Raw genomic sequence first — 19,723 nt, forward strand, 5'->3', positions numbered from 1 at the left:
CCTCCCTGCCAAGCCAGGACCCATCCCAGCGCGTGAAGGCCCCCTTCCCCCGGCTCAGCCGTGGGAAGGGGGCCTTCACGCGCAAACCGCCAGGCCGCGAGAGCGCACGCGCAAAGCGTCCACCCAGCGTCACCGCACCATCAAGAAACCACCAGCGCGTAGTCCGCGTCGGTGGCCGACGTCTCCGGGTGCCCGTCGGCATTGACCTGAGTGGCGACGACCTCCACCGTCCAAGTACCGGCGGCCGGCTTCTCGAGGATCACGTTCTCCACCGTGTCGATGGTGTTCGGCGTCCCACCCGCGGTCGAGAAGTTGCCCGCCTTCAGGCCGTTGTTGCCGTAGTACACGGTCCCGTTCGGTGCGGTGACCTTCAGCGTCAGGTCGTTGACCCGCGTCACCGACGCGCTCGGCGAACCGGCCGGGTCGGTGTAGGCCAGGGTCGCCTTGAACTGCTTCGACCCGTTCACCGCGACCGTGTACTTCTTCGTCTGCCCGGTGCTCAGCAGGTCCGTCTCGTTGACCAGCACCGGCAGTTTCCACCCGTTCGCCTTGGCCTGTTCGTGCAGGTACCGCACGTTCGCGGTGCCCCAGCCCTGGTGCGTCCGGGTCATGTCGTGCGCGGTGCCGGTGAACGCGAACTGGTCGGCCCCGTTGATCAGCAGTGCCTTCGCGGTCGCGGCGTGCGGGCGGCTCGTGAAGACGTCGCGGCCCTTGCCGGGGGCGCCGTCGAAGACGCCGTCGGCCCACATCTGGAACAGCAGGCCGGCGTTTCCGCAGGTGATCGGGGTCGCGCCACTCGTGCCGCCGAACGACGTCGTGTACGAGGTGTCGCTGGAGGAGGACGTCGTGTCGATCCGGTCGTAGTAGTTCGACAGTTCCGGTTTGATCCGCCCGTCGGCGGCCGGGCCGATGCTGGCGCCGCCGCTCCACTTGTCGTCGGTGCGGCTCAGCGTGTTGTAGTGGTACTGCCCGCCGACCGAAAGCACGTTCTTCGACCACGCCTGCGGCCGCGACTGCTGCGTCCCGGCGTTGCTCTGCGACTGGCAGATCAGCAGGTCATGATCAAAGACGATCTTGTCGAGCTCGGCTGAAACCGAGTTGTACGCCGTCGTCAGCCCGCCGCCCCAGCTATTGCTCTGGAACACCGCGCGGTACTTGCCGGCCGGGTCGACCAGTTCCTTGGTGTGGGCGTACCGGTCGGGTTTGCTGTAGGTCGCGAAGATGCCCTGGCCCTCGGGCAGCAGGCCGCGCTGCGGAGCGCTCACTCCTGAGGCGAAGATCTGCCCGTACGTCGACGTGCCGTGGCTCGTGTCGGTTGAGTTCGCACCGTGCAGCACCGTCGGCCGCGCCTTGAACTCCTGGTGGGTGGCCCGCAGCCCGCCGTCCATCACCTCGCCGCGCACGCCTTGGCCGCGATAGCCGCCGGCACTCTCGATGTAGTTCGCCCCGCCGCTTTCCCGTGCGTTGGCCATGTCGGTTTCGGGTGCGGTCACCGCGCCGACGGCCAGCACTTCGGCACCCTGGGCCACGGTGGCGACCTGTTCGGCGCCGAGGGTGGCGACGACGTGCTGCCCGCTCTGTGAGATCGCGTCGATGCCGCCGCCGAGTGAAAGGATCCGTTCGGCCACCGCGCGCTGGTCTCGCGCGTCAGGTTCGGCGAGCGTCACCAGATACTTGCCTGTTCCGCTCACCGAGAATGCCGAGCTCTCGACCTTGTCCTCCGGCCGGTATTCGCCGACCCAGCGGACGAAATTCAATTTCTCGACCGAATTCCGGGTTTCCGGTCGCAGCCGGACCACGTACGCGAAATCGGGAATGTAGGTCCCGATTCGCACGCCAAGGCCACGCAATTGCCCGCGTTGCGCGTCGGTCAGCGCGCTCCGGACCTGGAGCAGGTACGCGCCCCGCCAGTCATGGACAGCGGCGGCCCGCTGGGTGCGCGGATCGAAGGTCCTGCTGGCCAGGCGGATGAATTGAGGGTCTTCGCCGGAAGGGGCGGCGACGGCCACCCCGCTGGTGAGCAGCAGTGCGCCGACCAAGGGCGCGAGAACGCGGACAGACTTCGGCCGTGGCATGAAATACCTCCGGGGACTCTGCAGGGGAGAGGTCTTTCGAAGGTACCGGCCGAAAAGCCCGATGATCAGCCGCTGAACGGCCCAGTCGTTTTCCGGCTATGCGGGAAATGGAGCATCAACGGTTAAAAAGATTTTCGCCGGAGGTCTTGCTCAGCGCGCGGCGAGGATTTCGTCGATCGTTCCGCTGAATCGCGTCGTCCCCAGCGGATGTGCGTGCACGAAGTGGATCTTCAACGATCAGCCGGTGTTCGGGCCACGGCGCAACGGGCACCGCGCCGGGTTCACTCCATCAGGGCTTCGGAAAGATCGCGGATCGCGGCGGTCTCGGCGGTGTGAATGTCCCGGATCAGCGTGCTCATGGTGCCGAAGAGGTCGCCGACCTCGACGTCGGTGAACGGCATTTCGTCGTTGTAGTGCGCGCGTAGTTTCCACCTCTCCTCACCGGCCGCCGCGGCCGCGGCCTGACCCGCGTCACCCTCGCGGACACCGGCGGACACCGCGCTGACCAGCCCGCGCACCCAGGCGAACTCCGCGTTCGACGCCGGGACGGCGACCTCGGCGAGTTCCGCCCAGCGCTCGCTGATCCCACGCCAGGTCGACGCCTGTTCACCCAGCGACGGCAGGTCGAGCAGCACGGAGGACTCGGTGAGCGCGTCGGCGAACAACCCACGCAGATGCCCGCCCTCCATTCCTGCCGGGGTGACGCTTTCCCAGACGTTCAGCAGTGCCCCGACGAGCCCCCGCCGCTCCCCGAACGCTCGCGGCCAGCCCTTGGGATCGCGTTCGTCGGTCATCGCCGTGGCCCAGCGGCCCCAGGCGGGCAGGGAAAACGACTTTGACGACGCGGAAAGATTCCGCGCGCAGTCAGCCAGCCCGCCACGCACGGCGCCTTGCCAGTCGGCGACTTCGCCGGGCTCGATCGTCGCGAGCAGGTTCTTGTACGAGCCGACCCTGGCACGCGCGGCGTCGAACGTCTTCCGATCGACGGTCAGTGGCGCGAGGTTCCGGTCGTCGACGAGCACCCGGCCGTCCTCTTCGCCGTACGCGACGACGAAATGCCCGCCACCGCCGGACATCTCCGGCGGCAGGTGCCAGTAGCCGAGCGACTCGCGGTCGGGAAGGACGATCGCCGGCCGCCCCGCTTCGAGTTCGGCGGTAAGCCGTTTCGCCGCAGCGCGTTTGCCGCCGGTGGTGTGGATGTCGGCGACGAGCCCGAGACGGTCCACTGTGGACTTAAGCCATTCCCACGGGTATTGCCAACGCGCGCGGAACCCGAGAACGATCGTCGACATCGTCTCGTGCGCGAAGTCCCACAGGATGTAGCCGGCGCCGATACCGCCGGACACCGCGAAAACCAGCGCCTCGCTGGGTGCCTTCCCGTCCGGCCCTTCGACGCCGTGGTGCGCCAGTACGGCGGCCACCGCCGAGATGTCCGGTTGCAGTCCGCCGCGCGGTTCGTACTCGCTCACCCCGCCATCATGCCCGCTCCCAGTGCGGGCGGGGGAGCGAGCGTCGTCAAAGCTTTACTACCGCCGGGACGTCGTCGGCGAACTTATCGATGACTTCATCGTGAGAACTCAAAAATCCTTGATCAAGGAAACCCTGCCGTGCAAGGGATCCGTCACGAACACCGTTTTGGATCGCTGGTCGAGCGCGACCGCGCCGGGGTTCACGCCGAGTGACAGGGCGCCGGTGAGTGCGTTCGTCAAACCGTCGATCCGGGCGACACCGTTGGGTCCTCCATTGGTGTACACGGTGTTCGAGCCCTGGTGGATCGCGACCGCCGAAGACTCGGAGCGCAGCAAGACCGTCGCCGTCTCCTTGCGCGCGGCGGAGTCCACAACGGACAGATGATGGATCGCCGAATTCGCGACGAACACGGTCCCGGACGCGCGGTGCACCGCGACCCCGGTCGGGGACTTGCCGACCTGGACGCCGTCGGTGAACTTCTCCGCCCCGATGTCGAAGACCTCCAGGGAGTCCGTGGACGTGCTGGTGCAGTAGGCGAGTTCCCGGCCGCTGTCCACCGAGATCGACGACAGGCCCGGAGTGGGACCGGGGACCAGTTTCAGCAGGCGGCAACCGACGCCGTCGATCACGGCGAGCATCCCGGTCTCGGCGCTGACCGCGTAGAGCCGGTTCGCCTGTTCGTCGACGTCGATACTCGACGCCCCCGGACCGGCGGGCAGCACACTGACGACGTCGTTGGTCAGCCCATCGATGACCAGCACGGTTCCGGCGGGCGGGTTGGTGACGAAGACGCGGTTGGTGACGGTGTCCACGGCGACGTCCGCCGGTTCGCCGCCGACCGGGATCACCGCGCCGACGGTCGCGGTCCGCGAATCGATCACGATGATACTGCCGGTTTCGGGATCGGTGAGGTAGGCGAAGCCGGTGACGGAGTTCACCGCGACCGCCTCCGGGGCGCCGCCGACCTCGATCAGGAGGACTTTCTCGGCTCTGGCCGCCGGCGCGAAGGCGACCGCGGAGGCCCCGGCCGCGGCCAGCGTGAGCAGGGCTCGGCGGCTCAATTCGGGTCCTCGCACAGGCGCCTCCCGATGATCGTTCCGGGGCTCGACGATAACCCTCGGTTCGTTCGGGCGAAGGAACTTCGCGTCCCCCGATCGCGTTGTTTCCGGTAAGTAACCCTCCCTTTGCCCGAGATCCGGAGAAAGAAAGGAGCAGGACGCCGTGCACAAACACCAGAACGGGCTGAAGACCGTCGTCCTGCTCGGCGTGCTGTCCGCGATCATCGTCGGGATCAGCGGTTTCTTCGGCCGGGGCGCGCTGGTCATCGGCCTGGTGGTGGCGCTCGGCGTCAACGCGTACGCCTATTTCAACTCCGGCAAGCTCGCGCTGCGGGCCATGCGTGCCCGCGCGGTTTCCGAGGCCGAGCAGCCGGTGATGTACCGGCTCGTGCGCGAACTGGCGACCACCGCGCGCCAGCCGATGCCGCGGCTCTACGTCAGCCCCACGCAGGCCCCGAACGCCTTCGCCACCGGCCGCAGCCCCCGGCACGCGGCGGTGTGCTGCACCACCGGGATTCTCGACCTCCTCGACGAGCGCGAACTGCGGGCCGTCCTCGGGCACGAGCTGTCCCATGTCTACAACCGCGACATCCTTGTCTCCTGTGTCGCGGGCGCGCTGGCGAGCGTGATCAGCGTGATCGCCAACATCGCGATGTTCACCAGCGTCTTCGGCGGCGGCGACCGCGAGGATGGCGACAGCCCGCTGGTCGCACTGCTGCTGGTGCTGATCGGGCCGATCGCGGCCGCCATCGTGAAGCTCGGGGTGAGCCGCTCGCGGGAATATCAGGCCGACGCGTCGGGCGCGGAACTCACCGGTGACCCGCTCGGCCTCGCGTCGGCGCTGCGGAAACTCGACCGGGGGACACGCGCGGCGCCGCTCGTGCCGGAACCGAAACTGGTGTCGCAGTCGCACCTCATGATCGCGAACCCGTTCCAGCCAGGCGAAGGCCTCTCGAAGCTCTTCTCGACCCACCCGCCGATGGAAGACCGCATCCGGCGCCTCGAAGAAATGGCCCGCCGCCCCTTCTGACCCCGCCCCGCCCCCGGAGCGCGTTTAGCCCGCTAAACGCAAGTCAGGTGCCCCGCGGCCCGGAGCGCGATTAGCCCGCTAAAGGCCAATGCCAGGAACTTAAGGCTGGTGTTGATCACGGTTTGAGGGTGGTCGGCGTGGTGGCCTGAAAGGGCAACGAGGCTCCGGCTAGGACTGGTGATTGTCGAAGTCATCAGTCGTTGCCGGGAGCCTCGTTGCCTGTTCATGCTGTCATGCCCACGGGTTGGTCGTCGCCGTTGGGGCGGCTGCTGTCCCGGGTCGGGCTGGGTGTTCTGTCGTGTTTTATCCCGCCCGCGCTGGTCGATGAGGCTCTCGCGGTCGCTGGCAGGGACGAGCAGAGGTTCCGGGCGTTGCCCTCGCGGCTGGGGATCTATCTGGTGCTCGCGTTGTGCCTGCTGCGTGCCCGGTCCGCTGCGGCCGTGACGCAGGCGATGATCCCGCCCGCAATAGTGCGGCGGCTGGCAGGCCTGGGCTGGGTCTTGCCGACGAGCACCGCGTTGACCAAGCTGCGTGACCGGCTCGGCGTGGTGCCGTTCCAGCTGCTGTTCACCGCGATGACCAGGCCGGTCCCGGCACTAGTCCGGCCGTGGTCACACGCGTTCGGGTTGCGGGTCTGCGCTTGGGACGGCACCGAGATCACGGTGGACGACACGCCCGCGAACAGGGAACATTTCCGTCGCCACCGGGGCAAGAACGGCCCGGCGGGGATGCCGAAAGCGCGGCTGCTGGTGCTGCTGGCCTGCGGCACCCGTCAGCTGCTGGGCGCGGTCATCGGCGGGCTGGGTCAAGGCGAGGTCACCCTGGCCCGCCAGCTGGTGAACTCCCTGCGACCGGGAATGCTGCTGCTGGCCGACCGGAACTTCCTGGGCTACCCGCTCTGGACCGCGGCCCGCGCCCGGGGAACACACCTGCTCTGGCGGGCCAAACTGGGCAAACCCCTGCTCAGCCCACGGCATCCGCTGCCCGACGGATCCTGGCTGGCCACCCTGCACGACCCGGCCGACGCCCGCGCCTGGCGCAACACCGTCCGCCGCAACCGCACACGCGGACACCGCCCACCGAAATCCCGCCCGATCCGAGGCATTACCGTCCGCGTGATCGAAGCCTGGATCACCGTGACCGTCGACGGCGTCACCCGGACCGAGAGATACCGGCTGGTCACCAGCCTGCTCGACCCCGGCTCCGCTCCCGCCGACCAGCTCGTCGCCCTCTATGCCCGCCGATGGGTCGCCGAGACCGGCATCCGTGAACTCAAAACCGTGCTCCTGCAAGGACAGCCACTCCGTAGCCGCACCCCCACCCGCGCCCTGCAGGAACTCTGGGCCGCCCTCACCACCTACCAAACCATCCGGTTACTGATCAGCCACGCCGCGCACGCCACCGATCTCGACCCGTCCAGGATCTCCTTCACCGCCGCCCGCGACACCGCCACCGACACGATCACTACCACACCCCAGCAAGCCCGCAGACACCTCGAACACACCTGCCAGCACCTACGCCGACAACTCATCACCCGACACACCCACCACCGAACCTTCCCCCGCGCACTCAAAAACACCCTGCCCCGCTACCCCCACAACAGAAAAACCCGGCAACTGACCAGCAACAAAGCCAGCTACCACATCACCACCACACCCACCCCCACCAAACAAGACACAACCACCACACCAGCAAACCCAGCCCAACCCAGAGCCGCCTAAGTTCCTGGCATTGCCGCTAAAGGCACGTCGGGTGCTCTGCGCCCCGGAGCGCGTTTAGGGGGCTAAACGCACGTCGCTTGCGGTCGTGCCCGGACTGCGTTTAGCCCGCTAAACGCAGGTCAGGTGCCCTGCGCCCCGGAGCGCGTTTAGCCCGCTAAACGCGGATCGCTTGCGGTCGTGCCCGGAGCGCGATTAGCCCGCTAAACGCACGTGTCTCACCTCGTGGGAGGGGGAATCGGCGAGGGGGCGGGGGAGTTCCCCGGGCATGGGTTCCGCACAGCAGTTGCACCTCGGGGTCGCGCTCGACGGGGCCGGGCAGCACCCGGCCGCTTGGCGGGTTTCGGCGGTCCGGCCCGCCGCGTTGTTCACCGCCGCCCACTACCTAGCCCACGCGAAGCTCGCCGAAGCGGCTTCGCTCGACTTCGTCACCCTCGATGACACCCTCGGGCTTCAGCCCGGCGGTGAGGAGGTCGTCCGCGGCCGGCTCGACGCGCTGCTGACCTTCGCCGCGATTGCCCCGGTGACCAGCGGGATCGGCCTGATCCCGATGGTCACCACCACGCACACCGAGCCGTTCCACATCTCGACGGCCGTCGCGTCGCTCGACTTCGCGAGCCGCGGCCGCGCCGGCGTCCTCGCGGTGCCGTCTCGCACCGAAGCCGAGGTCACGCACTTCGGCAGGCGCACCCTGCCGTCCGAGGTGGACGCCGAAGCGGAGAACGCCGAGGTCGTCGACGTCATCGCGCGCCTCTGGGACAGCTGGGAGGATGGCGCGATCATCCGCGACGAGCCGTCCGGCCGGTTCATCGACCGCGAAAAGCTTCACTACGTCGACTTCGAGGGCCGCTTCTTCAGCGTCAAGGGCCCCTCGATCACGCCGCGCCCGCCGCAAGGCCGCCCCGTCGTCGCGGTCCACGGCGACTCGCCGTACGCGCACGGCGCCGACGTCGTGCTGGTCGACGAGGTCCGCGGCGCCCGCGAGCGCTTCCCCGGCGCCAAGCTCCTGGCCGGTCTGTCCATCGTGCTCGCCGAGACAGAGCAGGCGGCCATCGATCGCCGTCGCGCACTGGAGGCCTACGCGCCCTTCCCGTCCGGCGGTCTCTCCTTCACCGGCACGCCCGCCGACCTCGCCACCGAACTGCCCCGACTCGCCGACGCGGGCGGCCTCGACGGCTTCCACCTCCGGCCCGCCGTCCTGCCGGACGACCTCGCGCTCTTCACCGCCGAGACCGTCCCCGCGCTCCAGACCGCGGGCGTCTTCCGGCCCGCCTACACCGGCACCACCCTGCGTGACCACCTCGGCCTCGGGGTCGCCGCCAACAAGTACGCGGAGGCGTGACAGATGCCCAAGCAGGTCAAACTCGCCGCACATTTCCCCGGCGTCAACAACACCACCGTGTGGAGCGACCCGCGCTCGGGTAGCCAAATCGACTTTTCGTCCTTCGAACACCTCGCGCGCACGGCGGAACGGGGCAAGTTCGACTTCCTCTTCCTCGCCGAGGGCCTCCGGTTGCGTGAACACGCGGGCAAGATCCTCGACTCCGACGTCGTCGGCCGCCCGAACACCACCACGGTGCTGGCCGCACTGTCCGCGGTCACCACCCGGCTCGGCCTTGCCGGGACGCTGTCGTCGACGTTCAACGAGCCGTACGAGGTCGCACGCCAGGTCGCGAGCATCGACCACCCCTCCGGCGGCCGCGCCGCGTGGAACGTGGTCACCTCACCCGACGGATGGACCGGGCAGAACTTCCGGCGGGGCGGCTTCCTCAAACGCGAGGACCGCTACCGTCGCGCCGAAGAATTTCTCGCCACCGTGCGGGAACTCTGGAACAGCTGGGCGCCGGACGCGGTGGTGGGGGACAAGGAGAACGGCGTCTTCGCCCGCGGCATCGAGCGATTCGTCCACAGTGGAGCGCAGTTCGACATCCGCGGCGAGTTCACCGTCCCGAGGACGCCGCAGGGGCAGCCGATCGTCATCCAAGCGGGGGATTCCGACGAGGGCCGGGAGTTCGCCGCGAAGACCGCCGACGTCATCTTCAGCCGGCATGGATCACTCGAAAGCGGCAAGGAGTTCTTCGCCGACGTCAAGCGGCGCCTGCCCGCGCACGGCCGCGAGCCCGGCGAGTTGCTGATCATGCCCGCCGCGACGTTCGTGCTCGGCGACACCGAGGAGGACGCCCACGAGTACGCACGCGAGATCCGCTACCAGCAGGTGCGCCCGGAGACCGCGATCCAGTTCCTCGAACAGGTGTGGAGCCGCGATCTCTCCGCCTACGACGCGGACGGGCCGCTGCCCGAGGTCGATCCGGATCCCGACGCCGAACCGCTGACGTGGGGCCGCGTCCGGCACGAGAAGGATCCGCTGGCCGTGGCCGCGAAATGGCGGGCGATCGCGGAGGAGAAGAAGCTCTCGATCCGCGAACTCGTCATCGAAGTGACCGCGCGCCAGCAATTCGTCGGCACCGCCCGGCAAGTCGCCGAATCGATCGACGAATACGTGCAGAACGACGCGGCCGACGGGTTCGTGCTGGTGCCGCATCTGACCCCGACCGGGCTGGACGCGTTCGTCGACGACGTCGTCCCGCACTTGCGGGAACTAGGCGTCTTCCGGACCGACTACAGCGGTGACACCTTGAGGGAGCACCTGTTCAGCCGGTAGCGCCTTGCGTTTTGGCGACGTTCATCAGGTACTCGCCGTAGCCGGACTTCGCGAGCTTCGCGCCCAGCGCGAAGCACTGGTCGGCGTCGATGAAGCCCATCCGCAACGCGACTTCTTCGAGACAGGCGATCCGGACACCCGTCCGGTGCTCGAGGACCTGCACGAACTGGCCCGCTTCCAGCAGCGAGTCGTGCGTGCCGGTGTCGAGCCAGGCGAACCCGCGGCCGAGGTCGACCAGGGTCGCGCGGCCCTGTCGCAGGTAGGCGAGGTTGACGTCGGTGATCTCCAGTTCGCCGCGCGGGGAGGGTTTGAGGTCGCGGGCGATTTCGAGGACCTGGTTGTCATAGAAGTAGAGGCCGGTGATCGCCTTGTTCGATTTGGGCTTCGCCGGTTTCTCCTCGATGGACAGCAGTTTGCCGTCGGCGTCGATCTCGCCGACGCCGTAGCGCTGCGGATCCTTGACCGGGTAGCCGAACAGCACGCAGCCGTCGAGCGTGCTCGACGCGGCCTGCAGCCTGCTGGAGAAACCCTGGCCGTAGAAGATGTTGTCGCCGAGCACCAGCGCGACGTCGTCGTCACCGACGAAATCCGCGCCGATGATGAACGCCTCGGCGAGCCCGTTGGGGGCGGCCTGCTCGGCGTAGCTGAAGCTGAGCCCGAACTGGCTGCCGTCGCCGAGGAGCTTGCGGAAGCTCGGCAGGTCGGTGGGGGTGGAGATGATCAGGATCTCGCGGATCCCGGCGAACATCAGTACCGAGATCGGGTAGTAGACCATCGGTTTGTCGTAGACCGGAAGCAGCTGTTTCGATATCGCCTGGGTGATGGGATGCAGGCGCGTCCCGCTGCCCCCCGCCAGCACGATGCCCTTCATCCAAGCCCCCGCTTCGTCGCCGTTCCGGTCAACAACTCACACTACCGGGTGGGTCAGAACGCCGGGCCCTTCGCGAAATACGCCTTGCAGCCGAGGTTGTATTCGGTGGAGATCTGCAACACGTTCTTCCCGCCGTCGACCGGCAGCAGCGTGGAACTGTAGTTCGGGCAGAAGTTGTTGTGGATGCCGGTGATCCGCACCGGCGCCGGCAGTTCGTACCAGTTCCCGGCGCCGAAGTCGTCGTTGGCGAGCAGGACCTGGCCGTTCTTTGCCTGCGGGACACCGGCGGCGTTGGTGTAGATCTGCCCGACCATCACCAGCCGCACGCCGTTCGGGCCGCCGGGGAACAGCGTGATCGTCTGGGCGTGCTGGAAGTAGTTGCCGTTCGCGGTGGTGACGCGGTCGCCGGGATCGAGCGGGTCGCCCCAGTTGGCGCCGTCGGCGGAGATCTTGAAGTACGGGTCGCAGTAGCGGTTGCCGTAGTTGCAGATCTCGTACGCCAAGTAGTACCGGCCGTCGGGGAGACGGCGGATGGTCGGCATGCCAGGACGCACCCGATCGGGCGGGATGGCCATCGTGCGCTGCTTGGTGCCCCAACGCACACCGTCGGTGGACGCGACCCGGTTCATCACCTGCGCGAACAGCGGCGCCTCGGTCTCGTCGGCGTAGTGCAGCCACAACGTGCCGCCCGCGTCGACGGTGAACTCTGGCTCCCAGATGCCGTCGTGGTTGTGCGATCGCGCGCCCTCGGACAGGAAGGACCAGCTTTGGCCATCGTCACGGCTGTACCAGATCTTGATGCCGATCCGCCGCTGCGGACCGGCGTCCTGGCGGTAGCTCGCGGCCCACAACAAGGTGCCCGCGCGCAGCCTGCCGACGCGTTGCGGCAGTTCGTACAGCGTTCCGCAGCACATGCCGTAGCGGCCGTCGCGATCGCGGATCTCGCCGATCTGGTGGAAGGTCTCGCCCTCGTCGGTGCTCTCCATGATCGGCGTGAACTTGCCACTGGCGTCTTCGCTGGTCAGTGACGCGAGGATGCGGCCGCGTCCGACCGGGGAATACTCCAAACGGATGAGTCGCGCGTACGAGCCGTAGCCGGGTACGAGCTGCTGTCGCTCAGCGGCCTGCGCGGAGGTGAGCAGCGACGCGATCACCGTGAGTGACAGAACCAGGGCGAGTAAGGAGCTGAGACGGCGCTTCATCGGGACCTTCCTCGTACACGACCGCCGGATTACACCACGGGTAATTGTCCATTTCGGACTCCCGCGAAGGCGCTGCGGCAGAAACCCACGCCCGAGTGGTCTGAATCGCTCGGCCGGGTGGACCGGTAACGCTGGGCTATCGGTCCGCGAAGATCCCATCAGTGAATAACTAGGGGGAAAATCAGTGACCAGGCGTTTGTGCGCGGTCTTGAGCGCCGTGCTGCTGACCGCCGGCCTGGCGGCCTGCTCGCCGGAGAACACGGGCCGAGTCGTGCCCCGGGCGGCATCGGACGGCCTGCGTTCCTCGCCCGGCGCCTCCACGCCGCCACCCCTGCGTTCCTCTCCCGGCGCCCCCACGCCGCCACCGCCGACGTCCACCACGACCCCGGCACCCGGTCCGCGGCCGGCGGAGACCCACTCGGGCAAGGGGAACTCGACGGTCGTCACGTCCTGGCCCATGCGGCTCGGCTTCGTGACCTTCGACTGTCCCAAATGCTCCGGTCATGTCGCGGTCAACACCGAGAACGAGCTGATCGTCAATGACGCCGGCCCCTACAAGGGCACGCAGTGGATCAACGACATGCCCGACCACCAGGCGAAGACGTTCACGGTCAAGGCCAACGCCGCCTGGACGCTGACCATCACCGACGAAAGCGCCCTGCCCGTGCTGGCACCGGGAAAGACCCTCTCGGGCAAGAGCGACGCCGTGGTCTCCGTGCCCAAGGACGTCTCGTCGATCGCCGTCACCACCAGGGGCAACGGCAACACCGCGGTGTGGGTGCACAGCGACGACTTCTCGGACCTGCCGGTGAACCAGCTCGGCGACTACAAGGGCAGCGTGCCGGTGCCCGGTCCGGCGTTCGTTTCGCTGGAAGGCGACGGAACCTGGACGGCCACGGCGTCCTGAGTGGCCCGGGTATGACGAAGGCCACCTTCGAGACTTCCGAAGGTGGCCTTTCGCGTGCTGCCGTCAGCGGTAGTTCGTGAACTGCAGCGCGATCTCGAAGTCCTTGCCCTTGAGCAAGGAGATCACGTCCTGCAGCTGGTCCTTCTTCTTGCCGGACACCCGCAGCTGGTCGCCCTGGATCTGCGCCTGGACGCCCTTGGGGCCTTCATCACGAATGAACTTGGCGATCTGCTTCGCCTTGTCCGACGCGATCCCCTGCAGAATTTTGCCGCCGATCTTGTAGATCTTGCCGGACAACGCCGGCTCGTCCGCCTCGAAGGCCTTCAGGGAGATGTTGCGCTTGATCAGCTTCTCCTTGAACACCTCGACCGCCGCCAGCGCCCGCTCTTCGGTCTCCGACTCGATCACGATCGCCTCCTCGCCGGACCAGTCGATCTTGGTCCCGGTACCCCGGAAGTCGAACCGTGTACCGAGTTCCTTGCTGGCCTGGTTGAGGGCGTTGTCCACCTCCTGGCGATCGACCTTGCTCACCACGTCGAAAGAGGGATCCGCCACGTGTTCTCACACCTCGTACTCGCTTGTCAGGAGCTTCCACCCTAGCCCTGCGTAACCCGGTTGACGGGCCCGCCACGGCCTTGGGTATTCTTTCATCTCGACCGGGCTTGCCCGGCCATGGCGAGTTGCCCGAGCGGCCAAAGGGATCTGACTGTAAATCAGACGGCTACGCCTTCGGGGGTTCGAATCCCTCACTCGCCACACAGAGCGGCCTCGTGACCAAGTAAGACCAGGTCACGGGGCCGCTCTTGTAGTGTCCCCGTCGAAAAGGTGTTGCCGTCCGGCCGGGACGGTCGCACGCTGACGTGATGCGACTGATCGAACCGCCTCGGCTCCTGCCGCCGACGACAAGGGTCCGCCAGTCGTGGCTGGACGGCGAGCTCGCCGACCGCGGAGCCGATGGCGGTGAGACGAGACTGCTGGAACGCGCCACCGCGAACTTCGGGCAGTTCGTCGCCGAGCAGCAAGGAGTGCTGCTGCGCTGGGGAGTTCCCGCCACGATCTTCTGGTACGTCTCCGGCCCGCATTACCTTGGCGAACTCGTGATCCGACACGAGCTGACCCCGGCACTGGCCGAAGCGGGAGGCCACATCGGGTACAGCATCGCGAGTCCGTGGCGAGGGAAGGGTCACGGCACCCGGATGCTGAGCGCGGGGCTTGCCGAATGCCGTCGCCTCGGCCTCCGCCGGGTTCTGCTCACCTGTGCCGTCGGCAACGCGGCTTCCCGCCGGACCATTCTGGCCAACGGCGGAGTGCCGGACGGTCGAGCCAAAGGTGAGGATCGGTTCTGGATAGAAGTCCCGGACGGCGGAGCTCCGCAGACCGCGCCCTGGCCCGCGACACCACCGGCACACGGATCCGTCGTCCTCCGCGAGTTCACCGAAGCCGACGTCCATCTCGCTCTCGAACTCGGCGAGGATCCGTATGTGCCGCTCATCGGCAGCCTTCCCGCGCATCCGAGCAGGCAGGAAGCCGAAGCCTGGATAGCGCGACAGCGGACTCACCACGCCGAGGGCCGAGGCTTCCCCTTCGTGATCACCGCGGACGGGACGGCGGTCGGGACGATCGGGCTGTGGCTGCGGAAACTGTCCGAAGGCATCGGGATCATGGGCTACTCGGTCTCGCCCGAGCATCGCCGTCGCGGCTTCGCGGCCGACGCGCTCAAAGCGATCACCGAGTTCGCTGGGACGGTGCCGGGTGTGGAGCGGATCGAGCTGTACATCGAGCCGTGGAACCGCGGCTCGATCCGCGCGGCCGAGAAGGCGGGTTACCGACGCGAAGGGCTGCTGCCCGCCCATCAGGAGATCGGCGGCACCGCGCGCGACATGCTCCTTTACGTGCGAACCCTAGGATGCTCCCCATGTTCGCGATCCAGCCGTGGCACCTGATCATCTTCCTGCTGGCGATCGTCTTCATCGTCGCCGCGATCGTCGCGGCCGTGATGGCCTCGAAGAAGCGCTGACCTACTCGCGGATCGCGTAGTCGCCGAAGGACGGTTCCAGCAGGTCGAAAGCTCGCTGAGCCGCCTTCGTCAGCGCTTCGGCGATCTTGTCGTCGCTTTCGCCGGCATACGACCGCCGGAGGACCTCGCGGAACAGGACGCGGTCGATCGCGTTGAGTTCGGCGGCCGCCATGATCGGGGTGACGTCGTCCGCCTCGGCGTGGGTCTCGGTCGCGAGGAGTTCGGCGAGTGCTCCCTCCCGCAGGTCGTGCAGTTCGCGTAGCCGTGCGGTCAGGGTCGGGCTCTCCAGCACCATTTTCGCGAAGTCCGGCCCGGTGAAGCCGATCACGGGCGAGTGCTCCGCCACCGCGTCCAGGAAAGTACGCCGTAGCGCGGCCAGCGCCGATTCACCCGTCTTCCTGGAGCCGACCGCGTTCGCCAGCCCGTTCGTGAACTCTTCGTGCTGGTCAAGGGCCAGGTCCTCTTTGCGCGCGAAGTAGTTGGTGACGGTCTTCTTCGCGACCCTCGCGGCCGCGGCGATCTCGGCGATCGTCGTCTCCTCGAAGCCCTTCTCGATGAAGAGGAGCGTCGCCTGGTCGGAGATCAGCTGTCGCGTCTCCTGCTTCTTGAGCTCCCGTAGGCCCACATCCGTGCTGGTCATGAGCGAACTTTACCACCGTCGTAAAAATACTCTTGACGTCTGGTAGTTCGAGTGTAAACTTACGTCCGTACTACCGAATCGAGAGAAGAGGCTCCTTGACCGCTCGAATCCCCCAAGGCAACGAAGGCACCAACCGCGCCCAGGCTCGCCGGGACGACCGCCGCCATCAGCAACAGCAGCCGTTCCCCGGCCGCTCGATGCCGGCGCGGCGCTCGATCGGCGTCCCGCGTCGCCGGTCGTACTGACCGATCAGCGCTTCCGAAAACTCAAAGCCGACCGAAGGGGATAGCCCATGAACGTCCTTGCCTCCACCGTTTCGCTGACCGTCGACGACGTCGCCGCTTCCAGCCGCTTCTTCACCGAGCACTTCGGCTTCACCGAGCAGATGGCCGCGGAGGGTTTCGTCTCCCTCGGGCATGAAACCGCGAAGGTGGCCATCGTCCTGCTTCAGGCGGGGATCGAGGTCCTGCCGGAGAACCTGCGGCAGCAGCGCGCGTCCGGTGTGATCGTGGCCTTCACGGTCGAGAACCTCGAAGCCGAGGAGAAGCGCCTGCGCGATGAAGGCGTCGAGATCACGTTGCCGCTGCGGGAAGAGTCGTGGGGAGAGCGCCTCTTCATGGTCACCGACCCGAACGGCGTGCCGGTGGAACTCGTGGAATGGGTGCAGCAGTAGGGAAACGCCGAAGCGGGACTGGAGTCCACAAAGGACTCCAGTCCCGCTTTTCGGTGTCCTGCTACTTCATGGCGGCGAGCTGGATCAGGTTGCCGCAGGTGTCGTCGAAGACGGCGGTGACCACCGGGCCCATGTCGACGGCGTCCTGGGTGAACTCGACGCCCAGTCCCTTGAGCCGCTCGACCTCGGCATACACGTCGTCGACGGCGAACTGGGTGAACGGGATGCCGTCGGCGGCCAGCGCTTTCTTGAACGGGCCCGCCGCGGGGTGGCCGTCGGGCTCCAGCAGCAGTTCGACGCCGTCCGGATTGGCGGGCGAGACCACGGTGAGCCAGCGGGCGGCGCCGGTGGGCACGTCGTTCTTCTTGATGAACCCCAGTTTTTCGGTGTAGAAGGCGAGTGCCTTGGCCTGGTCGTCGACGAAGACGCTGGTGATGTTGATGCGGATCACGGGTTCGGTTCCTTTCGGTCGAGGGGCCACCGCTCGACGATGGAGCGCAGCGGGCTCGTGTCGAGGTGGTGGAACTTGTACCGGCCCTGCCGCCGGGTGTGCACCAGTCCTGCCTGTTCGAGCACCGCGAGGTGCTGCGAAATGGCCTGGCGCGTAGAGGACAAGCCGTGCTTCATGGTCAGCCTGCCGCAGATCTCGAACAGCGTCTGACCGTCCTTTTCGGTCAGCTCGTCGAGGATGGTGCGCCGCGTCGCGTCGCCGATGGCCTTGAACAGGTCAACGTCCACACCGCAGTTATAGGCAAGTCATCACTTGCCTGTCAAGCCGGGGTCAGGAGCCCAGGTAGCGCAGGATCGCCAGCACGCGACGGCTGTACCCGGCGATAGTGGCCAGCCCGAGCTTGTCGAAGATCGCGTTCACGTGCTTCTCGATGGCGCTCTGCGACACGTACAGTGACTCGGCGATCCCGGCGTTCGTGTGGCCCTGCGCCATCTTCTCCAGCACTTCACGTTCGCGAGGGGTCAGCTTCGCGAGCGGGTCGGTGTGCGTGGTCCTCGCTAGCAGCCGCCGGACGACCTCCGGGTCGAACGCCGCCCCACCCGCGGCCACCCGGTCGAGCGCGTCCAGGAATTCGCCCACCTGGGCGACCCGGTCCTTCAGGAGATAGCCGACGCGTTCGCCGTCACCGGTGATCAGCTCGGCGGCATAGCGCTTCTCGACGTACTGCGAGAGCACGAGCACGCCGATTTCCGGCCACCGGCGACGGATTTCGAGCGCCGCGCGGAGGCCTTCGTCGGTGTGGGTCGGCGGCATGCGGACGTCGGTGACGATCACGTCCGGCTGATACGCCGCCGTCGTCGAGAGGAGTGCCTCACCGTCACCGACCGACGCCACGACGTCGTGTCCCTCTTCGAGCAGCAGCCGGACCAGGCCTTCCCGCAGCAGGGTCGAGTCCTCGGCGAGGATCACTCGCACGGCAGCACCGCCGTCACCACGGTCGGGCCACCGAGCGGACTGTCCACAGTGAACTCCCCGTCCGCCGCCGCGACCCTCCGCGCGAGGCCGGAAAGACCGCCCCCGGACGCCCGCGCCCCACCGGTGCCGTCATCGGTGATCCGCACCCGCACCCTGTCCTCGTCCCGCTCGGCCTCGATGTCGATCCGCGTCGCCGCGGCGTGCTTGATCGTATTGGTGACCGACTCCGACGCCACGAAGTACACGACGGTCTCGATAGCCGCCGGAGGACGTTCCGGCAGGTCGACGCGCAGATGAATGGGGACGCCGGAGCGTTCCGCGAGTGCCTCCAGCGCGGGGTGCAGCCCGTCGGAGTCCAGCGCGATCGGGTACACGCGCCACGACACTTCCCGCAGGTCGTGCAGGGCGCGCTGGGATTCCTCGTGCGCCTGCCGGAGGAGATCCGACGCGTGCTCCGGATCGTCGCTGCGGCGTGCCCTGCCGAGCAGCATGCCGAGCGCGACGAGCCGCTGCTGGACGCCATCGTGCAGATCCCGTTCGATCCGGCGGCGTTCACCGTTGACCGCCTCGACCACTTCGGCGCGGCTGGTCGCCAGCTCGGAGACCCGGCGCCGCAGCTGTTCCTGTTTACTAGGCCCGAAAAAGCGCCCCGCCAGCTTGCGTTCCAGTGTCGCGATCCCGATGAGCCCTTGGACGGCAAGGAAGATGAGCAACGCGCCGAAGAGGCCGGTGGTGACGAAGTCGTACCAGTCCGCAGGAGCCCCGCCGCCGGGCGACTGGCCGTTGAGGAGCTGATAGAAGATGATCGCGCCGGATCCGGCGCCGAACAGGATCAGGATGAAGATCCCGGCGCCGAGCAGGCCGACGACACAACGCGGGACGAGATAGGCCATCGCGCGGTGTCCGCTGCAGGCGAGCGCGTTTTCGGCGCCGAGGTACTTCTCCAGCCGCCGTCGCTCTACTTCGGACAGTGCACGGGCGCCCGCGAACACCGGTGGCCGCAGCGCGGGGATGGCGAGGGCGATGCCGCCGAGGAGGACGTAGAAGAACTCCGCGAACGCGGTCGCGGCGCCGATCGCCAGCCCCAGCGTGGCGCGGAGCACCTTGCGCAGCTGGCGCCGCACAGCGGACGGAACAGGCATAACGCCAGGTTAGCGGGGTATCCGGAGGTTGGTATTGCGGTTTTCCGCAGTGATCTGTGCCGCTTCACCGCAGGGTGTGGAACCCGGGCAATTCGTACGTTCGTTGGCGTCAGCAGACGACCACGAAAGGCCGCCATGAACCTCCTCCTCGCCGAAGCCGCCAACGCACCGATGGGTGGCCTCGCCGGCTGGGCTGTGTCACTGATGGACTCACTGGGAGGTCCGGGCGCCGCGATCATCGTCGGGCTGGACAACCTGTTCCCGCCGATCCCCAGCGAACTGGTGCTGCCGCTCGCCGGGTTTTCCGCCAGCCAGGGGACGTTCACCCTGGTCGAAGCGCTGGTGTGGACGACCTTCGGCTCGGTGGCGGGCGCGATCATCGTGTACTACCTCGGCCTGCTGCTCGGCCGCGACCGCACCCGCCGCTGGATGGCGAAGATCCCGCTGGTCAAGGCCTCCGATTTCGACAAGACCGAGGCCTGGTTCCAGAAGCACGGCGCGAAGGCGGTGTTCCTCGGCCGGATGGTGCCGATCTTCCGCAGTCTCATCTCGCTGCCCGCCGGGATCGAGCGGATGCCGTTCTGGCGGTTCCTGGCACTGACCACGGTGGGCAGCCTGATCTGGAACACCGTGTTCGTCCTTGCCGGGTACGGGCTGGGGGAGAGCTGGCATCTGGTCGAGGAGTACGCCGGGTTCTTCCAGTACTTCGTGATCGCGGCCGTCGTGATCGCGCTGTCCCTCTTCGTCTTCAGCCGCCTTCGCGAGAAGTCCCGCACCAACGCTTGACGAACGCGCGTGAAGGCCCCCTTCCCTCGGCTGGTCACTCAAACCA

Annotated in this window: 20 protein-coding genes and 1 tRNA gene; 10 read left to right on the forward strand and 11 right to left on the reverse strand. The window is 67.5% G+C overall.

The window, feature by feature from the left end; genetic code table 11:
- Positions 1–140 precede the first annotated feature (140 nt).
- The 3 genes from AB0M65_RS22125 to AB0M65_RS22135 all read right to left on the reverse strand — a co-directional run bounded on the left by AB0M65_RS22125 (position 141) and on the right by AB0M65_RS22135 (position 4,621).
- A complete protein-coding gene (locus tag AB0M65_RS22125) occupies positions 141–2,075 on the reverse strand; it encodes a S8 family serine peptidase (RefSeq protein WP_364030379.1) in 1,935 nt (644 codons plus the stop codon).
- Positions 2,076–2,356: 281 nt separating this feature from the next.
- Positions 2,357–3,544: a BtrH N-terminal domain-containing protein gene (locus tag AB0M65_RS22130; RefSeq protein ID WP_364030382.1), complete on the reverse strand. Its 1,188-nt coding sequence runs from the start codon at positions 3,542–3,544 to the stop codon at positions 2,357–2,359.
- Positions 3,545–3,652: 108 nt separating this feature from the next.
- The gene (locus AB0M65_RS22135) at positions 3,653–4,621 is read right to left on the reverse strand and encodes a YncE family protein (RefSeq protein WP_364030385.1); all 969 of its coding nucleotides are present in this window, start codon (positions 4,619–4,621) and stop codon (positions 3,653–3,655) included.
- Between the two features lie 145 nt (positions 4,622–4,766).
- Between AB0M65_RS22135 and htpX the strand changes: the two genes are divergently transcribed.
- The 4 genes from htpX to AB0M65_RS22155 all read left to right on the forward strand — a co-directional run bounded on the left by htpX (position 4,767) and on the right by AB0M65_RS22155 (position 10,013).
- On the forward strand, positions 4,767–5,633 hold the full coding sequence (gene htpX, locus AB0M65_RS22140; protein ID WP_364030388.1) for a zinc metalloprotease HtpX: 867 nt from the start codon (positions 4,767–4,769) through the stop codon (positions 5,631–5,633).
- A gap of 233 nt (positions 5,634–5,866) precedes the next feature.
- Positions 5,867–7,354, forward strand: a complete 1,488-nt coding sequence (locus tag AB0M65_RS22145) for an IS4 family transposase (RefSeq protein ID WP_364030391.1) — start codon at positions 5,867–5,869, stop codon at positions 7,352–7,354.
- Between the two features lie 265 nt (positions 7,355–7,619).
- Positions 7,620–8,693 (forward strand): LLM class flavin-dependent oxidoreductase, encoded by a 1,074-nt coding sequence (locus AB0M65_RS22150; RefSeq protein WP_364030394.1) that lies wholly within the window; start codon positions 7,620–7,622, stop codon positions 8,691–8,693.
- Between the two features lie 3 nt (positions 8,694–8,696).
- Positions 8,697–10,013: an NtaA/DmoA family FMN-dependent monooxygenase gene (locus AB0M65_RS22155; protein WP_364030397.1), complete on the forward strand. Its 1,317-nt coding sequence runs from the start codon at positions 8,697–8,699 to the stop codon at positions 10,011–10,013.
- Here AB0M65_RS22155 and rfbA read toward each other — a convergent pair.
- Together rfbA and AB0M65_RS22165 are read right to left on the reverse strand one after the other, a co-directional pair.
- On the reverse strand, positions 10,003–10,884 hold the full coding sequence (rfbA, locus tag AB0M65_RS22160; RefSeq protein WP_364030400.1) for a glucose-1-phosphate thymidylyltransferase RfbA: 882 nt from the start codon (positions 10,882–10,884) through the stop codon (positions 10,003–10,005). The two genes, AB0M65_RS22155 and rfbA, sit on opposite strands and share 11 nt — an antisense overlap.
- 53 nt (positions 10,885–10,937) lie before the next feature.
- Positions 10,938–12,086 carry a sialidase family protein gene (locus AB0M65_RS22165; protein WP_364030403.1) on the reverse strand — a complete coding sequence of 383 codons (1,149 nt, stop codon included), beginning with the start codon at positions 12,084–12,086 and terminating at the stop codon, positions 10,938–10,940.
- A 184-nt stretch (positions 12,087–12,270) separates the two neighbouring features.
- On the opposite strand from AB0M65_RS22165, the gene AB0M65_RS22170 reads away from it, so the two are divergent.
- Positions 12,271–12,993 carry a hypothetical protein gene (locus AB0M65_RS22170; RefSeq protein ID WP_364030406.1) on the forward strand — a complete coding sequence of 241 codons (723 nt, stop codon included), beginning with the start codon at positions 12,271–12,273 and terminating at the stop codon, positions 12,991–12,993.
- Positions 12,994–13,056: 63 nt separating this feature from the next.
- Here the strand turns inward: AB0M65_RS22170 and AB0M65_RS22175 are convergent, their stop codons facing one another.
- The gene (locus AB0M65_RS22175; protein WP_364030409.1) at positions 13,057–13,548 is read right to left on the reverse strand and encodes a YajQ family cyclic di-GMP-binding protein; all 492 of its coding nucleotides are present in this window, start codon (positions 13,546–13,548) and stop codon (positions 13,057–13,059) included.
- A 119-nt stretch (positions 13,549–13,667) separates the two neighbouring features.
- On the opposite strand from AB0M65_RS22175, the gene AB0M65_RS22180 reads away from it, so the two are divergent.
- Both AB0M65_RS22180 and AB0M65_RS22185 read left to right on the forward strand, forming a co-directional pair.
- A tRNA-Tyr gene (locus AB0M65_RS22180) sits at positions 13,668–13,749 on the forward strand.
- Between the two features lie 107 nt (positions 13,750–13,856).
- Positions 13,857–14,936, forward strand: a complete 1,080-nt coding sequence (locus tag AB0M65_RS22185; RefSeq protein WP_364030412.1) for a GNAT family N-acetyltransferase — start codon at positions 13,857–13,859, stop codon at positions 14,934–14,936.
- 75 nt (positions 14,937–15,011) lie between these two features.
- Here the strand turns inward: AB0M65_RS22185 and AB0M65_RS22190 are convergent, their stop codons facing one another.
- A complete protein-coding gene (locus AB0M65_RS22190) occupies positions 15,012–15,650 on the reverse strand; it encodes a TetR family transcriptional regulator (RefSeq protein ID WP_364030415.1) in 639 nt (212 codons plus the stop codon).
- A gap of 95 nt (positions 15,651–15,745) precedes the next feature.
- On the opposite strand from AB0M65_RS22190, the gene AB0M65_RS22195 reads away from it, so the two are divergent.
- Both AB0M65_RS22195 and AB0M65_RS22200 read left to right on the forward strand, forming a co-directional pair.
- Complete coding sequence (locus AB0M65_RS22195) at positions 15,746–15,895, forward strand: hypothetical protein (protein ID WP_364030418.1); 150 nt, start codon at positions 15,746–15,748, stop codon at positions 15,893–15,895.
- Positions 15,896–15,942: 47 nt separating this feature from the next.
- Entirely contained in the window at positions 15,943–16,323 is a 381-nt protein-coding gene (locus tag AB0M65_RS22200) for a VOC family protein (protein ID WP_364030421.1), read from the forward strand.
- 61 nt (positions 16,324–16,384) lie between these two features.
- Here the strand turns inward: AB0M65_RS22200 and AB0M65_RS22205 are convergent, their stop codons facing one another.
- From AB0M65_RS22205 to AB0M65_RS22220, 4 genes are read right to left on the reverse strand one after another with little or no spacing between them, the layout of a single operon-like run.
- Complete coding sequence (locus AB0M65_RS22205) at positions 16,385–16,774, reverse strand: VOC family protein (protein ID WP_364030424.1); 390 nt, start codon at positions 16,772–16,774, stop codon at positions 16,385–16,387.
- On the reverse strand, positions 16,771–17,061 hold the full coding sequence (locus tag AB0M65_RS22210) for a metalloregulator ArsR/SmtB family transcription factor (protein WP_364030427.1): 291 nt from the start codon (positions 17,059–17,061) through the stop codon (positions 16,771–16,773). Before AB0M65_RS22210 ends, AB0M65_RS22205 begins: the two co-directional genes overlap by 4 nt.
- Positions 17,062–17,104: 43 nt before the next feature.
- Positions 17,105–17,749, reverse strand: a complete 645-nt coding sequence (locus tag AB0M65_RS22215) for a response regulator transcription factor (protein WP_364030430.1) — start codon at positions 17,747–17,749, stop codon at positions 17,105–17,107.
- A complete protein-coding gene (locus AB0M65_RS22220; RefSeq protein ID WP_364030433.1) occupies positions 17,740–18,891 on the reverse strand; it encodes a sensor histidine kinase in 1,152 nt (383 codons plus the stop codon). The genes AB0M65_RS22215 and AB0M65_RS22220 overlap by 10 nt, the downstream gene beginning before the upstream one ends.
- 135 nt (positions 18,892–19,026) lie before the next feature.
- On the opposite strand from AB0M65_RS22220, the gene AB0M65_RS22225 reads away from it, so the two are divergent.
- Positions 19,027–19,677, forward strand: a complete 651-nt coding sequence (locus tag AB0M65_RS22225) for a DedA family protein (protein ID WP_364030436.1) — start codon at positions 19,027–19,029, stop codon at positions 19,675–19,677.
- Positions 19,678–19,723 lie beyond the last annotated feature (46 nt).

The organism is Amycolatopsis sp. NPDC051071 (assembly GCF_040682875.1).
Lineage (GTDB): Bacteria > Actinomycetota > Actinomycetes > Mycobacteriales > Pseudonocardiaceae > Amycolatopsis.

Bases quoted from the DNA above. Each gene is read 5' to 3' on its own strand.
- rfbA (WP_364030400.1), bottom strand. From the start codon at position 10,884: ATGAAGGGCATCGTGCTGGCGGGGGGCAGCGGGACGCGCCTGCATCCC.
- AB0M65_RS22155 (WP_364030397.1), top strand. From the start codon at position 8,697: ATGCCCAAGCAGGTCAAACTCGCCGCACATTTCCCCGGCGTCAACAAC.
- AB0M65_RS22220 (WP_364030433.1), bottom strand. From the start codon at position 18,891: ATGCCTGTTCCGTCCGCTGTGCGGCGCCAGCTGCGCAAGGTGCTCCGC.
- AB0M65_RS22125 (WP_364030379.1), bottom strand. From the start codon at position 2,075: ATGCCACGGCCGAAGTCTGTCCGCGTTCTCGCGCCCTTGGTCGGCGCA.
- AB0M65_RS22225 (WP_364030436.1), top strand. From the start codon at position 19,027: ATGAACCTCCTCCTCGCCGAAGCCGCCAACGCACCGATGGGTGGCCTC.
- AB0M65_RS22200 (WP_364030421.1), top strand. From the start codon at position 15,943: ATGAACGTCCTTGCCTCCACCGTTTCGCTGACCGTCGACGACGTCGCC.
- AB0M65_RS22145 (WP_364030391.1), top strand. From the start codon at position 5,867: ATGCCCACGGGTTGGTCGTCGCCGTTGGGGCGGCTGCTGTCCCGGGTC.
- AB0M65_RS22150 (WP_364030394.1), top strand. From the start codon at position 7,620: ATGGGTTCCGCACAGCAGTTGCACCTCGGGGTCGCGCTCGACGGGGCC.
- AB0M65_RS22190 (WP_364030415.1), bottom strand. From the start codon at position 15,650: ATGACCAGCACGGATGTGGGCCTACGGGAGCTCAAGAAGCAGGAGACG.
- AB0M65_RS22165 (WP_364030403.1), bottom strand. From the start codon at position 12,086: ATGAAGCGCCGTCTCAGCTCCTTACTCGCCCTGGTTCTGTCACTCACG.
- AB0M65_RS22185 (WP_364030412.1), top strand. From the start codon at position 13,857: ATGCGACTGATCGAACCGCCTCGGCTCCTGCCGCCGACGACAAGGGTC.